Genomic DNA, 14939 nt, shown 5'->3' on the forward strand with positions numbered 1-14939 from the left:
AGAACCAAATATAGACGTCTGCGCTTCTCAGTCATGTCTGACTCTAAACGCCGGAGAAGCCATCAGAACAGCCAATCCTGGTACTAACGTGGTCTGGGTGGCCCTGAATCAGGCCGTCGTAGTGGTCCTGAATGACGTTGACATATTCAAGTGGCGACAATCGAGCCACTTTGATGTGGTTATCTTTACCCGTTTTGGTCGTCTTCGATGGCAGGCGAGCTGACCTTGTTGGATGCTTGAGGGGCTAACTGAAGTCTTGAGGGCGGCGACTTCGGCGCGGTAGACGACGCAGTCGAGCACGTCGCGGGGCAACCACCTGGCCGCCGAACACGTCACCCTAACTGGCGAAGGCGAGGTTCGAGACCAGGAGCGGGAGGCAGGCTCCTAAGGGAAAGAGACCGCTATAGAACAGGAAGCCTCTCAGCGGCGCCACTACAGCCGCCGCTGAGAGGCTTCCTGTTGATTAGAGGCCTGGGGTTGAACCCTGAATTCTGTAAATGTCGATTTCAGTAAGATCCAAAAGACGGCGACAGCCCAATGATTCTTCGCGAATCCAAAGCAATTCCTGTGAGGGCATTATCTCTGCGACCTCTCCGCGGAGGAGAAGCCGGTCATTGATTCGTGCTTCAATGAATTCACCCGGACGCAACTCAGCACAGCTGAGGATGCGGTATTCTTCATCACCATTCACCACGGTTTTTCCTTCGTTGTTCGTATGAGTTCCTTGGGATCGCGGACTACTGAACCATTTCTGCCGCCGGGTTCTGGGATTTTAGATGGTCTATCACACGCCTCATTACCGCTTCGTGCCTTAACCTGCTTGATTCGATGTCCCATCGTGTTGCCCCTTGGCGGACATGGATTATCGGTATGGACAGCGCGGTGCTTGCCAGAACGTCGAGATCACTGGAGCTGTCAGCGGGACTAACAATTAGTCCGTCCACCCGTCGTGCAATGAGGGATTTGAGCGCGAGCCGTTCTCGCCGGGCGTTGTGCTGTGAGCTGGAAAGCATAAGGTGGACGTCCATTCGCTCCAAGACGTTGACTACCTGCTGGATTAGGCGGCTCATGGCTGGACTGTCAATTTCTGGAACAATCATGCCCATGGTGGCCGTGCGGGAGCTACGCAAGGCAATGGCCACCGCATTGATCGAGTAGTTGAGCGCCTCTGCTGACTGCCTTACGGCCTCCTGCAGTTCGGGCGACACACGTCCGTTGCCGCTCAAAACCCGGGAAACCGTAGCCGTGGAAACTCCGGCGTGCTTGGCAACGGTTTTGATCGTCACGTTAGTCAATTGACGACTCTTTCCTTGCGATACCAGCTCGCCTTGCAGCTGGGGGGGTGGTTCCATGAAGTGTCCCTCTTCCTCGCGCGGTGACCGCTAGATTGGACTCTTTGCGTCCGCGCGGCTTGCCTATTCGTTGCCCTCCTCACGCAGGAGATTGATGGGGCGGGCTGGCTTAGGGGATGGTGAGCAGCATTATTCGCCGCTCACCATCACCTGCGACCGGCTGTTGTCCTCAGTCAGTCCCGTCTTGGACCGGGAGGCTGATGGCGACCACCTCGAGGGCGCCCGCATCTATTCTGACTTTCTCAAAATCGTCAGCAATAACGACCAGGTTCTTACCGCTGACCCAGGCGCGCGACCAGCCGTCTCCAGTGATCTTGATGTCATCGGACGGTTGAGCTGGGCGGCGCTGAATTGTGTATGGTTTGACGTTTTGTATCCAAGGCGCAAGGCCGGTGAGGCTTCGAAGTTGCACATCGGGTATTTCCCCTGCGGCAGTGGGGCCGACGTTGAGGAGCAGCCGACCGCCGCGTGAGACGACATCTGCATAGAGCTTGGCAATTTCTTGGGTGGACATGGTTAGCTCCAGGTTCTCGATCTGGTTGTAGCCGAAGGAGAAGCCAAGCCCACGATTATGCTCCCAACCGATCCCGGACTCGTTGTGTGTGTCGTGGGAGTATTCGCTGGTGCGGTAATCCCATACGTCCGCGCCCCACCTGTCATTGACGATGCCGTCCGGAACAAGCTGGCGGTAGTGCTCCAGCAGCTCGGTCAGGGACCCGTCAGCCCTTCCTGCGTCGGGCCAGTCGATGTCATTCCAAATCACTGACGGTTTGAAGCGGTCGATGAGGTCGCGCACATGGGCGGTTGCATATTCGGCATAGGCGGCGTCAGTAGGCCGGAAAAGGTCCACTTCCTCCATGGATGTGATTGGCGGATAGCTGGTGAATGCCCAGTCCAGGCCACCCGAATAGTAAACGCCGAAACGGATGCCAACGGCACGCACGGCCTCCGCCAGGGGGGCCAGAAGGTCCTGGCGGGGACCGCGGACCACCGTGTTGAGGTCCGCTGTGCCGGGGGCTTCCCACAGAGTGATTCCGTCATGATGTTTGGTGACTGGAATGACGTAGTCGGCACAAATGGACTGGAAGAGTGCAGCCCAAGAGGCCGGGTCGTACTTCTCCGCGCGCCACTGGTCCAGGAACGTCTCGTACGGTACGTCCCCGAAGGTGGCCTTGTGGTGCTCGGCGGCGGGGGACCCTTCAATCCGTATGGTGTTTGCATACCATTCGGCATAAGCGTTGTGAGCAAACCAGGTCTCTGGAGGGATGGCGCCCCAAGCCCCTGTTGGTTCTGCCCAGGCGGGCACGGAGTATGGTCCCCAGTGGATGAAGATACCGAGGCTGGCTTCCTGAGCCCAGACGGGGAGAGCGACGGTTGTGGAAGGTGTCATCAGGTTGTTTCCGAGATTCTGATCAATCAGCCGGCAAGGCCGATGGTGAGCAAGATGTTTGCGTAGAGTCGCTGGTCGCCCGTGGCGACGACGATGGCTGTGTCATTGGCCCTGGCAAGGTCGTAAAAGGCGTAGCGGTCCACCTGCTCAAAAGGGATTGCCTCCCCGAGAGCTTCCCGGTAGCTGGTGTGGGCCGGAACGGGTGAACCGTCGGAGTTCATTACGGTTGCTGACTCGATGTTGACGGCGCTGAGCAGCGCGGACAGGACATCGTCGACGGTCAGGAGGCCGGGACGGAGATTGAGGTAAATCTTCTCTGCGGCCGGGTTGCTGTGGGAGGAATAAGGGAAGTTGCCGTCGGCCAAGAGGAGGCGGGTACCGTGTCCGGCCGCTGCGAGGGCGCCGATAAGGTGGGGATGGATCAGTTCATTGGTAAGCATTTTTGTCTTTCAGGTCGCGGTGGAGGCGGGCTGTCCGAGGTGACGCACGGAGCTTCCCGTGCGCAAATCAGCTGGAAGGGTCTGCATGTCCCGCGGTGCGTCTGAGCTGTTCATCCGGGCCAGTATCCGGCGTGCTGCGTGTTCGGCGATCTCAGCCATGGGTTGGACGACTGTGGCCATCGGGGGACGGGTCACTTGGGCGATCTCAGCGATGTCGAACCCGACGAAGGACATATCGTCCGGCACGACCAGACCGGATTCGTTAAGTCCTATCAACGCGCCAACGGTCAATTCGTAATTTGCTGCGAACATGGCCGTTGGCCGGTTGCCGCGCGCCAGCAGTAGCCGAACTGCGCGTCGTCCAGCTTCGATGGTGAGGTCGTTTTCAGAGGACCAGGATTCCTCGCGGTCTACTCCTCGCTGCTCCAGCGCGTCAAGGAAGCCATTATGGCGTTCGGTAAGCGATGGAACGGAATGGTCGCCGCCGATGATGGCTATCCGCTTGTGGCGGTGGTCGAGAAGATAATGGGCCACCATGGCCCCGGCTGCATAGTTGTCAAGCTGGACATGATCTGTTTCCAGGCCCGGAAAGGTGCGGTCGACTGTGACTACCGGTATCCCAGCCTCATCAGCCTGTTTAAGCGCTTCAGCATCGTGGACTGACGGCACTGCGACGATGCCGTCCACCCGCTTCGAGCGCAGGGCATCAACCGCACCGCCTGGCCGTCTTTCTTCGGGATGGCTTGAAACCACGATGACGCCAACGCCGTGCACCTGCAGGTACTTTTCCACGCCGGCGATAATTGCGAGGTGGAAGCCGTTGTCCAGTGCAGGCAGCAAAACGCCCACCGTTTGACTGGTACCTCGTCGCAGACTGCGTGCGAAGTCGTTGATTTGGAAACCCAGCTCGTCGGCAGCGCGCTGGATAGCCTCGCCATTACTTTGGCGGACGCTGCCGCCGTTGTAGTACTTCGAAATCGTGGAAAGTGAAAGCCCGGTAAGCCGCTGGATGTCCTTGTAAGTCGCCATAGTCTTCGAACTATACGGAGTGGAAGTCATAGCGTGGGGCTTCCATAGCCGTTCCAGCCAGGGATGGTTCCGTCAACGTCCCACAAATCGAGCCATGACCCGGCCTCCGGCCACAGGAAGACCTGCCCCTTAATAAGGCGGCTGTTGCGCTCGGCTGATCGTAGCTGCTCCATTTCCTCGGGAGTGAGCGGATCTTCGAGCGCGGCGTGGAGGTTGGCGACAATCTGGAGCTCCTTCGCCGAAAAGGGGATGGGAATGTGGCCCCGCGCGACCGCCCACTTCAGGCACACGAGCGCGGGGTGAATTCCCCTGGCCTCAGCAATTGCCCGAACTGGGGGCAGATCCATGTCTGAAACATCGTCAGGAGTAGTATCCCGCGCCGGGCGGGACGGCGAACCAAGCGGACTGTATCCAACAGGCTGGATCTCATGGTCCAGGCAGAACTGGAACAGCTCGCCTTGTTGGAAGCTGGGATGAAGCTCCATCTCGTTCAAGCCAGGTGCGATGCGGGCATCGGCCAAGATTCGTTGAAGCTTGGCGATGGTGACGTTTGACGTGCCCAGATGGCGTACAAGGCCGGCATCGACCAGCGACTCGAGAGCTTTCCACAATTTCATGAACGCGGCGTGGTCATAGGGCCGGGCCGCAGGATCCCGGGCATCAGTTCCGGCTTTCGGGGCATGATGGTTGGGAAACGGCCAGTGCACGAAGACGGCATCCAGATAATCCAGGCGCAGATCGGTCAGGGATTTTTCAACCGAGGCGATGGCGGCCAGCGGCTCGTGAGCGTCGTTCCAGATTTTTGACATGACGAACAGATCGCTGCGGTTGATTCCGTCCTGCAGCGCCTCTTCCAAAACAGCTCCAACGTCCGCCTCATTACCGTACACGGAGGCGCAATCAATGAGCCGGTAACCCGCGCCCAGAGCAATCCGCAACGCCCGGGCCACAGCATCGGATCCGTAGCGATCTGAACCGAACGTTCCGAACCCGACTCTTGGAATGGACGCTCCACTCGCGAGGCGGAGGGGTGCCGTCGCGGCCGAGGTGACGTCAACAGGGGTAAGGGAGGACATCATTGCCCTTTCAGCGAATCGTTTCGTTTTACTTTTGTCTCAAGCCCCCGAACTGCCGTAAGTAGGTTGACGGCTGAGGTCTATGAAATGTAGCGTAGCGCACATCGCGAAATTACGAAACGTTTCGCCTATCTTCAGATCTTTCGCTACTGCTCCAATGGAGGACGCATGTACACCACGGATGTTGGCACCACGTGGGCAGGCACGCACACCTTTGGTGCGCGGCGCCTCTACCTTCCAGGGTCCCTTTCCGAAGCCGCCGAAATCGTCGGCTCCCTCGACAGGGTCCGGGCGGTCGGGACGCGGCACTCATTCAATGACATCGCAGACGGCGAGACCATGATTTCTCTGGTTCAGCTGGAGCCTGATGTGCAGCTCGATGAGCAGGCGCGCACGGTTTCGGTGTGCAGCGGCACACGCTACGGAGTACTGGCATCATGGCTCCACGATCGCGGCTGGGCGCTGCGAAACATGGGATCACTCCCCCATATTTCCATTGGTGGAGCAACGGCGACGGGAACCCACGGTTCCGGCGACACGAATGGAATCCTTTCAACTGCCGTAGCCGGAGTGCAGCTGATCAATGCGGAGGGCGAAGTCCTGGATTTTGACCGTTCCCACCCGGAGTTTGCGGGCATCGTCCCATCCCTGGGTGCACTCGGCATTATCACTCGCCTGACCGTCGATATCGAGCCGACCTACGAGGTGCGTCAGGACGTCTTCCGGGACCTTCCCTGGGAGGCTGTGATTGGCGAGCTCGACACTGTGATGGCCGCGGGTTACAGCGTCAGCATTTTTACTGTCTGGGATGAGCCGACTGCTTCACGTGTGCTTGTTAAGTCCAGGCTGGATGTCGACGCTGAGGTCCCGACAGAGCTGTTCGGGGCACCTGCGATGCATCATGGAGATCCCGAATTGGCGGCATTGGGCGCGAACCGCACTGTGCAGGGTGGAATCCCTGGACCGTGGCTCGAACGTCTCCCCCACTTCCGTGTGGACGCAAACCCGTCCAATGGCGACGAAATCCAGTCGGAGTACTTTGTAGACCGCAGGCACGGAGCCGCCGCCATGGATGCCCTCCGAGGACTCGCATCCGAAATTGCCCCACATCTGATTGCAAGTGAAATCCGGTCCACAGCTGCTGACAACCTCTGGCTGAGTATGGCCTACGAACGTCCATCGCTTGCAATCCACTTCACCTGGCTCAACCGGCCGGACGCGCTCACCAACCTCCTCCCCCGCATAGAAAAAGTGCTCGCACCCTTCGACGCCCGCCCACACTGGGGCAAGACGTTTGTTGCTCAAGCTGACCTCATGAAAACCCTGTACCCGCGGCTTCCCGACTTCCAGGCGCTCCGCAATCGAATGGACCCGACCGGAAAATTCAGCAATGACTACCTGCGCCGAGTCATTGGCTCCTGACCCGAAACCACGAAAGAGATCGATGATGATTCTGCACAGACTGCGGACGCGGACAGCTGCCGCCGGCGCGGCCGCCCTCATCGCCTGCTCCTCGGCGGCCGCAGTGCCGGCCGCCGCAGCCGATACATCGGCGGCACCCGGTGCAGCCTATAACGGTGTGCAATTGGAAAACCTAGACCGAGGACTCATCGCTGCGCGCACGGCGGACGGGGTTTTCCTGAGCTGGAGACTGTTGGGCACCGAAGTAACAGGAGCCTCCGAGACAGGACTGACCGGCACCGACTTCAACGTCTACAGGGACGGGACAATCCTCTCGAGCGTGACCGGAAGCACAAACTATCTTGACGCCGGGGCCCCCGCTGGGACTGCCTACACTGTCGTGCCTGTGGTCAACGGCGCGGAAACCGCCCACAGCGCCAGCGTCACACCCCAAGAACAAGGCTACTTGGAAGTGCCCCTGAACAAGCCCGCCGACGGTATCACTCCCGCAGGAGAGCCCTACAGCTATCAGACCGGGGATATGAGCGTGGGCGACGTCGACGGAGACGGCCAATATGAATATTTCGTCAAGTGGGACCCAAGCAACGCAAAAGATGTTTCCCTCGTGGGTTACACCGGAACCGTATACGTCGATGCCTACCGCGCCGACGGCACCCAGTTGTACCGCCTGGACATGGGGCCGAACATCCGGGCCGGCGAACACTACACCGAACTGATGGTCTATGACTTCGACGGGGACAGTCGTGCTGAAGTCATGCTCAAAACCGCACCCGGCACCAAGACTGTCTCTTATAAGGACGGCCAGGTCATTGGTGAAAAGTTCGTCACCCTTCTGGCGGAGGATATCGCGGCAGGCCGCAGCAACGCAGACGACTACCGCGTCAGTCCCGCTGACTACTACGAACACGTGGTCAACATGTTTCAGGGATGGGCCACCCATCCGGAAGTCGCCGCCGGGACGTGGCCGGCGACTCTGGAAGCCGCTTTCGGAATCCCCAACCAGTACAGCTACCCGCTGAACCGGAAAGACGCGGAGGCTCTGGCCGACCACTTCATGGACGTCTACGCCCCGTCGCGCAGCGCACGGAACAACCTCCGCGCCTTCCAAGGCTTCATCCTTTCCGGGCCCGAATACCTGACAGTGTTTGATGGCGCCACGGGCACGGAACTGCAGACCGTGGCCTACGAACCAGGCCGGGGCGACGATGGACTCATGTGGGGTGACTACGCCTATGCACGCATCGAGCCAGGCAACCGTGTAGACCGGTTCAACGCCGGCATCGCCTACCTGGACGGACACAAACCCTCAGCTGTCTTCGCCCGCGGCTACTACACCAGGACCAACCTTGTCGCCTACGACTGGGACGGCAAGCAGCTGAGCACGCGATGGGACATTGATAGCGGCTGGGTCCCCATGAACAACCCATTCAACGACACTCCTCACGGCCGGGACGGCACTAATCCCGCTTTTGCCTCGCTCACGAATCAGGGCTTCCACTCCCTCAGTGCCGCCGACGTCGACGGCGACGGCAAACAAGAGATCGTCTACGGGTCAGCCACCATCGACGACGACGGGTCGCTGCTCTACAGCTCCTATGGCGCTCTTCCGGAAGGTAGCGCCGCACCCGGCACCATCGCCAAACTTGGTCACGGCGACCACCTGCACGTCACAGACATCGACCCGGACCGTCCGGGAGTTGAAATCTTCAGTGTCCACGAGAATGCCACCCGTGCGCCCTATGGGTACGTTCTCCGTGATGCCGCCACCGGTTCTCCCATTTTCGGTGCCTACACTGGTCGGGACCAGGGCAGGGGAACCATCGGCGACATCGACCCCAACACCCGGGGAATCGAAAGCTGGGCAGTCGGGCTCTGGTCGGCAACCGGACAACGCCTGTCCGCAACTACCCCCAGCACGAACTTCGGTATCAAGTGGGGCCCGGATATGACCACACAGACCCTGAACTGGTCCAGTGGCACCCAAACGACGCCCGTGATCGACGACAGGACCCGCGGGCGCCTGCTCACCGCAGAAGGCACCCGCACAAACCTAGGCACCCGGGCAGTTCCGGGGCTTGCTGCCGACGTGCTCGGCGACTGGCGCGAAGAGCTACTTTTGGGCACTCAGGACAGCACTGCTCTGCGTATCCACTTCAGTACCGAACTGACCGAGCACAAGCTCTACACCCTGATGCATGACCCGCAGTACCGTGCAGAAGTCGCCCGCCAGAACACCACCTACAACCAGCCCAGCTACACAAGTTTCTATCTCGCCTCCGACATGGACTTCCGAAAGGTGCCGCTCCCCCGCATCGTGCTGACCCGGGCCTCCCCTGACGTTTCAGTCACGGCCGCCGCACAATGCAAAGGAGATAAGCCAATTCTTACAGTCGACGTCCTCAACAACGAGGGCGTAAAGGTTGATGCGCAAATCGTCACTCCTTACGGGGAAAAGAAGGTCAACAACATCAAGCCGGGGGCAACGGTCCAGGAGCGGTTCAAACCCAAGGGCAACGCGATGGACCCCGGGCTCATAACTATCACGGCATCAACAAACGCAGAGGGTCAAACCCACACCGCAGCCTACGAGGCCGCATTCCCCGGCATCACCTGCAAGTAATCCGTCAATCATCACGCAACTAATCACCGCCATGGAGGCACCCATGCTCAACAGAAGGCATTTCCTCACCACAGTCGCCGTCGGCACCGCATCTGCCGGCATCCTCGCCGCGTGTGGAACCGGGTCAAGCACCTCGGGACAGACGGGGTCCGCCGAGAATCCCGTCACCATCAACTACACCTGGTGGGGCACTGACGACCGGGCAACAAGAATGCAGAAGGCCATTGCCTTGTTTGAGTCGAAGAACCCGGACATCAAGGTCAACGGTAACTTCTCCGACTTCGCCGGGTACTGGCAGAAGCGTGCCACCGAGGCCGCGGGCGGCGGGCTGCCAGACGTGATGCAGTGGGACCTGTCCTACCTGCGTGATTACGGCCAGCGCAACCAGCTCCTGGACCTGGACAGCGTAAACATCAACAAGGACGGTTTCGACAAGTCCCTGCTCCCCTCGGGACAGATCAAGGGTAAGACCTATGGCCTGCCCATCGGAACCAACGCCTTCGCCGTCTATTACGACCCGGCCAAACTCAAAAACCTGGGCATCGCCGAACCCGACGGCACGTGGAACTACACCGAGTACAAAAGCTTCCTCGCAGAAGTCGGTTCCAAAGGCGGCGGTACGCTCTATGGAACCGCCGACTTCACCGGTATCTGGTGGAACTTCAACGTTTGGCTCCGCCAAAAAGACATCAAGGCCTTCACCGAAGACGGCAAGCTCGGCTTCACCAAGGACGACCTGCGGCAATGGTGGAATCTGGCCGCCGATCTTCGCGGCACAGGCGCCATCGTCCCGGAAGAGAGAGTCACCCAGCTGCTGCCGAAGTCCCCTTTTGGGTCTAACATCTCGGCATCCGAAGTCACCTGGGATAACTTCATGGCTGGCTACCTCACGGACAGCGGCGCCAAGGAACTCAAGCTGGTTCCGGTCCCGTCGGACGATCCGGACAACCTGGGCCTGTTCCTGAAGCCCGCGATGCTGATGGTGGCCAGCTCCAAGACCAAGTACAAGGACGCCGCCGCCCGCTTCATCGACTTCATGGTCAACGACCCCGAGGTGGGCCAGATCTTCAAGACCTCCCGCGGCGTTCCGGCCTCCAAGAGTCAGCGTGACGGCACCACCTTCGAAGGTACGGACAAGCTCGTGGTGGACTACGAGAAGTCAATCGAGAAGTACCTCAAGGACGCTCCCGAGCCGCCCATCGTCGGCTTCGGCACGCTCGAAGCCTCCTTCAAACGCACCGGCTCCGACCTGAACTACGGCAAACTCACCGTTGACGCAGCCGTCGAGCAATGGTTCAAGGAAGCCGAAGACGTCATCAAACAAAACGGCTAACTGGGCCCATACCCTTGCCTGACAATCAGGCTCCCAGCCTCGCCTCCCTACTAATGGATTGAATTCGTGACTCAAAGCCCAACACTGAGCAGGCGTTCGACGTCGTCCGCTCCCGCGCAGCTTCGCAAGTCGAAGCAGCGCGGGGCGGACGCCCGCGCCGGCTACACCTTCCTGCTGCCTTGGCTGCTGGGATTCATCGCCCTCACTGTCGGGCCCATGATTTCCTCGCTCTACCTGTCCTTCACCAACTACAACCTGTTCGATCCGCCCAAATGGATCGGACTGGACAACTACACCACCCTCTTCCAGGACGAACGGTTCCTGCAGTCGGTAGGCGTGACCGTGGGCTACGTGGTCTTCGGCACCCCGCTGAAGCTCGCCGCGGCACTGGCGGTGGCCATGCTGCTGAACAGTAAGCGCCGCGGCCAGGGTTTCTACCGCTCCGCCTTCTACGCCCCGTCCCTGATCGGTGCGTCCGTATCCATCGCGATCGTCTGGAAGGCCATGTTCGGCGATTCCGGTCCGGTGGACCAAGGCCTGTCCTTCTTCGGAATCAACCTCGGCGGCTGGGTGGGCAACCCGGCCATGACCATGCCGATGTTCATCCTGTTGACCGTGTGGCAGTTCGGCGCCCCCATGGTGATCTTCCTGGCCGGCCTGAAGCAAATCCCCGCGGACCTTTACGAGGCGGCGTCCATGGACGGCGCCGGCCCGGTGCGGAAGTTCTTCAACATCACCTGGCCCATGCTCTCCCCGGTCATCTTCTTCAACCTGCTGATGGAAACCATCCACGCGTTCCAGATCTTCGCCTCGGCCTACATCATCTCCAACGGTGACGGCGGCCCGGCCGGTTCCACCCTCTTCTACACCCTCTACCTCTACCTGCGGGGCTTCAGCGACTTCCGGATGGGCTACGCCTCGGCAATGGCCTGGCTGCTGGTGATCGTCGTCGGCATCATTACCCTGATCTTCTTCCGCACCTCCAAGTCCTGGGTCCACTACAGCGGTGATGCAAAATGACAACCATGGCAACCCCCACCCAGTCCACCCCGGACGCGCAGGTTCCGCATTACAACCCAAAGTCCGAGTCAGCCGGGGCAAAGCGCGCCAAGAGCACCATCTTCCACATCGTGGCCCTGGGGCTCACGGCCGTGGTCCTGTACCCGGGCCTGTGGATGATCGCGTCGTCCTTCAAGCCAAACTCGGAAATCGGCGGTTCCAACACGTCGCTGTGGTCCAACAACTTCAGCTTCGACAACTTCGTCACCGCGATGGAGGGCATTGGCGGGGTCTCCACCCTGCAGTTCTTCACCAACTCGCTGATCCTGGCCATTGGTGCCGTGGTGGGAACCATCCTCTCGGCGTCCGTGTCGGCGTACGCGTTCGCCAGAATCAAGTTCCCCGGCCGGAGCATCTTCTTCGGCATGATGATCGCCACCCTGCTCCTGCCCTTCCACGTGGTGATCATCCCGCAGTACATCGTGTTCCAGCAGCTCGGCCTCGTTGACACCTACGTCCCGCTGCTGATCGGCAAGTTCCTCGCCGCCGACGCGTTCTTTGTATTCCTGATGGTCCAGTTCATGCGCAACCTGCCCGCCGAACTGGACGAGGCCGCAAGGATCGACGGCGCCGGCCACGTCCGGATCTTCACCTCCATCATGCTGCCCCTGATGAAGCCAGCCCTGATCTCCACCTCGATCTTCTCCTTCATCTGGAGCTGGAACGACTTCCTGGGCCCGCTGCTCTACCTGAACACCCCCGAAAAGTACCCGCTGCCGCTGGCCCTGCGCCTCTTCGTGGACCAGACCCAAAGCTCGGACTACGGCGCCATGATCGCCATGTCCGTCCTCGCCCTGCTGCCGGTACTAATCTTCTTCCTCGTCTTCCAGCGCTACATCGTCGAAGGCGTCTCCACCCAGGGCCTCAAAGGCTAGGAGGAGAGACCCATAACTCCTGATTTGTCGCCTTGGGCCGCTTCCGGTCCAAGGCGGCGACCAGGACGCAGACCGACCCTCGGGCGGGCATCCGCTCCTTCGGATGTTCCTATACCGGGGGTCTAAAAGGGACCCCGGTGTCTTGCCTTGGCTTCTGGCACGGCACCGGGGTTCCGCACATATGGACGAGAACACGGCGCAAGTGCAGGAATGATAGCAGGCGCCGGTCATCGGCGACCACACCTGAACTTTCGCCCCGACTGCGCACGCTGGGATGCCATTGCGGATGAAAACCGAGGTGGTTCCTTGATTTCATCGGGCAGGGGTCTCGGAGTACACATAAACCACAAATCGACTCCGTCAACTGATGGAGGATCAGTCACGGACCTTGTCGCGGTTCCTGGCCGGCGTTCCGCCAGCTTTTTGGCCTGCCAATTCACTTCGCCCTGCTCGCCGGGGCACAAGGACTTTCTGATTTGCGTTCGCTTCAACAGGCACGACACAACACCTTGAGGTTCCTCTTATTGCGTCAAATCAATCCGGTGTATCACCCTGCCGGAGATTACAGATAGGGCAGGGTGACACCGCGGGGTGTATTTGGTCACAGTGGGCGGAGCCGGAGACCCTGCATGCCGCCGTCGACGGCCAGATAGGTGCCGCTCGTTGAACGGGATGTGGGGCTTGCGAGGTGTGCAACAGCCGCGGCAACCTCTTCCGCCTGCACGAGGCGGCCGTGCGGTTGCCTGGCTTCCAAGGAGCTGCGTTCCTTCACAGGGTCAGCCGCGGACCCGAGCAGTCTGCCCACCCACGGCGTGTCAACTGTTCCTGGGTTCACGCAATTGACCCGGATGCCTTCTCGAATATGATCGGCAGCCATCGCGAGGGTCAGTGACAATACGGCACCCTTTGAGGCCGAGTACAGCGCACGCTGCGGCAGCCCCGCAGTGGCTGCGATTGAGCATACGTTCACGATCGCGGCGTTGCTTGACTGACGCAGGTGCGGAAGGGCGGCGCGGGACACTCGCACAATGCCCAGCACGTTGACGTCCAGTACACGGTGCCACTCTTCGTCACTGTTGTCAGCAATGGTGCCCTGAGCGCCGATGCCGGCGTTATTCACGACCACGTCAAGAGCTCCAAGTCGATCCACAGCCCGCGCTACTGAGCTGGCCACTGATGCCGGATCGGCGACGTCGCAATGGATGGGAATAGTTCTTTCGGCGGCGGCATGAGGGTTCAGGTCCAAAACAGCAACCTCTGCGCCGAGTACCTGCAAATGCCGGGAGATGGCATCACCTATACCCGACGCACCCCCGGTGACCAGCGCCTTGAGGCCGTGAAATTCTTTCGTCATTTCGCTGCCCCTGCCAGACCGAGCGTTGTTGCTCGGAAGAATTCCTGGCGTTGATGTCCGAGGCCTTCGATTTCGACCTCGACGACATCACCGTCAGCGATGTAGGGGAACCTGCCTGAAAGCGCCACACCCTCAGGGGTTCCGGTGAGGATGACGTCACCGGGTTCAAGGAGCATGTACTGGCTGAGGTGATGTACCAGGGTGGCAGCATCGAAAATAAGATCCCCGGTCGAAGAATTCTGGCGGGGCTCGCCGTTCACCCAGCTGCGAAGCTGCAGCCGGTCGCTGTCGACCTCATCGGCAGGAACCAGCCACGGACCCAGCGGCGTGGATCCGGGCAAGGATTTTCCCTTGGTCCATTGACCAGCAGGCCCATTGAGTTGGTAATCGCGCTCGGAGAGATCATTTGCAACCGCATAACCGGCGATACAGCCGCGGGCTTCATCCGGAGAAGGCAGGTAGCTGGCGGGGCGTCCTATGACGATGCCCAGCTCTACCTCCCAGTCGTAGCGGGCGCTGTGTGGAGGGATGGGGGCGGCGTCGTAGGGACCGGCAACGGTGTTCGCGGGTTTCAAAAAGACCACGGGAACAGTTGGTGGCTCAGCGCCGGACTCGGCCGCATGGGCAGCGTAGTTCATTCCGATGCAAATGAGGGAAGACGGTCGTGCGATTGGCGGCCCGACGCGCTGCTCCTGGTATCCCTCAAGTTCGGCAAAGGATCCTGCCGCAAGACCGGAGCGGACTCGCTCAATACCATCCTGGGCCAGGAAAGCCCCGTCAATGTCCTGGGTGAGGCTTTCCAAGCTATAGCAGCGCTCGACGCCGTCAGCGCCGGCAACCAGCACCGCCGGTCGTTCGGCACCTGATTCTCCTACACGAAGCAGTTTCATGTCGTTCCTAACATCAGAGGTTTCATGGGTCTCAGGGACATTATTCAAGAGGACGTCCGAGATTGACAACATAAACATCGGATGTTTATGGTTTTTTAG

The 14939-nt window shown here is 60.1% G+C and carries 14 protein-coding genes; 6 read left to right on the plus strand and 8 right to left on the minus strand.

Going from position 1 to position 14939, the window contains the following annotated elements:
• Positions 1 to 223, plus strand: a 223-nt coding sequence (locus tag AC1DBN_RS17940) for a hypothetical protein (protein ID WP_477723811.1), incomplete at its 5' end; no start/stop codon positions are given.
• Between the two features lie 240 nt (positions 224 to 463).
• Here AC1DBN_RS17940 and AC1DBN_RS17945 read toward each other — a convergent pair.
• The 6 genes from AC1DBN_RS17945 to AC1DBN_RS17970 all read right to left on the minus strand — a co-directional run bounded on the left by AC1DBN_RS17945 (position 464) and on the right by AC1DBN_RS17970 (position 5290).
• Complete coding sequence (locus AC1DBN_RS17945) at positions 464 to 694, minus strand: hypothetical protein (RefSeq protein ID WP_157693412.1); 231 nt, start codon at positions 692 to 694, stop codon at positions 464 to 466.
• A 43-nt stretch (positions 695 to 737) separates the two neighbouring features.
• Positions 738 to 1286 (minus strand): LacI family DNA-binding transcriptional regulator, encoded by a 549-nt coding sequence (locus tag AC1DBN_RS17950; protein ID WP_477723833.1) that lies wholly within the window; start codon positions 1284 to 1286, stop codon positions 738 to 740.
• A 235-nt stretch (positions 1287 to 1521) separates the two neighbouring features.
• Positions 1522 to 2742: an alpha-L-fucosidase gene (locus tag AC1DBN_RS17955; RefSeq protein ID WP_091717156.1), complete on the minus strand. Its 1221-nt coding sequence runs from the start codon at positions 2740 to 2742 to the stop codon at positions 1522 to 1524.
• Positions 2743 to 2768: 26 nt separating this feature from the next.
• Positions 2769 to 3182 carry an RbsD/FucU family protein gene (locus AC1DBN_RS17960; RefSeq protein ID WP_091717153.1) on the minus strand — a complete coding sequence of 138 codons (414 nt, stop codon included), beginning with the start codon at positions 3180 to 3182 and terminating at the stop codon, positions 2769 to 2771.
• Between the two features lie 9 nt (positions 3183 to 3191).
• Positions 3192 to 4211 (minus strand): LacI family DNA-binding transcriptional regulator, encoded by a 1020-nt coding sequence (locus AC1DBN_RS17965; protein ID WP_091723751.1) that lies wholly within the window; start codon positions 4209 to 4211, stop codon positions 3192 to 3194.
• Between the two features lie 26 nt (positions 4212 to 4237).
• Positions 4238 to 5290 carry an aldo/keto reductase family protein gene (locus tag AC1DBN_RS17970; protein ID WP_477723812.1) on the minus strand — a complete coding sequence of 351 codons (1053 nt, stop codon included), beginning with the start codon at positions 5288 to 5290 and terminating at the stop codon, positions 4238 to 4240.
• A 165-nt stretch (positions 5291 to 5455) separates the two neighbouring features.
• Here AC1DBN_RS17970 and AC1DBN_RS17975 point away from each other — a divergent pair, with 165 nt between their 5' ends.
• The 5 genes from AC1DBN_RS17975 (at position 5456) to AC1DBN_RS17995 (ending at position 12596) form a co-directional block, all read left to right on the plus strand.
• On the plus strand, positions 5456 to 6709 hold the full coding sequence (locus AC1DBN_RS17975) for a D-arabinono-1,4-lactone oxidase (RefSeq protein WP_091717150.1): 1254 nt from the start codon (positions 5456 to 5458) through the stop codon (positions 6707 to 6709).
• Positions 6710 to 6734: 25 nt separating this feature from the next.
• Positions 6735 to 9329, plus strand: coding sequence for a rhamnogalacturonan lyase (locus AC1DBN_RS17980; RefSeq protein WP_157693410.1), 2595 nt, complete (start codon positions 6735 to 6737; stop codon positions 9327 to 9329).
• A gap of 43 nt (positions 9330 to 9372) precedes the next feature.
• Positions 9373 to 10662, plus strand: coding sequence for an ABC transporter substrate-binding protein (locus tag AC1DBN_RS17985; RefSeq protein WP_091717146.1), 1290 nt, complete (start codon positions 9373 to 9375; stop codon positions 10660 to 10662).
• 66 nt (positions 10663 to 10728) lie between these two features.
• The gene (locus tag AC1DBN_RS17990) at positions 10729 to 11682 is read left to right on the plus strand and encodes a carbohydrate ABC transporter permease (RefSeq protein ID WP_091717144.1); all 954 of its coding nucleotides are present in this window, start codon (positions 10729 to 10731) and stop codon (positions 11680 to 11682) included.
• Positions 11679 to 12596 (plus strand): carbohydrate ABC transporter permease, encoded by a 918-nt coding sequence (locus tag AC1DBN_RS17995; RefSeq protein ID WP_091717142.1) that lies wholly within the window; start codon positions 11679 to 11681, stop codon positions 12594 to 12596. The genes AC1DBN_RS17990 and AC1DBN_RS17995 overlap by 4 nt, the downstream gene beginning before the upstream one ends.
• A 601-nt stretch (positions 12597 to 13197) precedes the next feature.
• Here the strand turns inward: AC1DBN_RS17995 and AC1DBN_RS18000 are convergent.
• Both AC1DBN_RS18000 and AC1DBN_RS18005 read right to left on the minus strand, forming a co-directional pair.
• Entirely contained in the window at positions 13198 to 13950 is a 753-nt protein-coding gene (locus tag AC1DBN_RS18000; RefSeq protein ID WP_091717140.1) for an SDR family NAD(P)-dependent oxidoreductase, read from the minus strand.
• Positions 13947 to 14840, minus strand: coding sequence for a fumarylacetoacetate hydrolase family protein (locus tag AC1DBN_RS18005; protein ID WP_091717138.1), 894 nt, complete (start codon positions 14838 to 14840; stop codon positions 13947 to 13949). The genes AC1DBN_RS18000 and AC1DBN_RS18005 overlap by 4 nt, the downstream gene beginning before the upstream one ends.
• Positions 14841 to 14939 lie beyond the last annotated feature (99 nt).

The organism is Pseudarthrobacter sp. 10T415 (genome assembly GCF_056394175.1).